Annotated in this window: 1 protein-coding gene; it reads right to left on the reverse strand. The window is 75.7% G+C overall.

Annotated elements, in window-relative coordinates; translation table 11 throughout:
- Positions 1–506, reverse strand: a 506-nt coding sequence (locus KHC24_RS16265; protein WP_246547049.1) for an electron transfer flavoprotein subunit alpha/FixB family protein, incomplete at both ends; no start/stop codon positions are given.

The following is a 506-nucleotide window of genomic DNA, read 5'->3' on the forward strand; positions in this document are numbered from 1 at the left end:
CGCCGCGCGCGAGGCCCCGACGGCGGCGCCCAGCACATCCGCCAGCGGCTCCACCACGGCGTGGAAGTTCTCCGCCGAGCCCAGCGCCCGGCCGCCGGAGACGATGACCCGCGCCGCGGTGAGCTCGGGACGCGCCATCTGCGCGATCTCTTCCGACACGAAGCGGGCGCCCTTCGCCTCACCGGCCGGGCCGGCCTCGCGGATCGGCGCCGAACCGCCTTCCGCCGCCGGCGCGAAGCCGGCGGTGCGGAGGGTCAGCACCTTCTTGGCGCCGCCGGCGCGCACGGTCTGGATGGCGTTGCCGGCATAGATCGGCCGCTCGAAAGTGTCCGGCGCCACCACGGCGGTGACGTCGGACACCTGCATCACGTCGAGCAGCGCGGCGATGCGCGGCATCACGCTCTTCCACACCGCGGTGGAGGGCGCGACCAGCGCGTCGTAATCGGCGGCCAGCGCGACGCCCAGCGCCGCCACCGGCTCGGCGAGCCGATGCGCATAGGCGGGGG

This window comes from Ancylobacter defluvii (genome assembly GCF_018390605.1).
Lineage (GTDB): Bacteria > Pseudomonadota > Alphaproteobacteria > Rhizobiales > Xanthobacteraceae > Ancylobacter > Ancylobacter defluvii.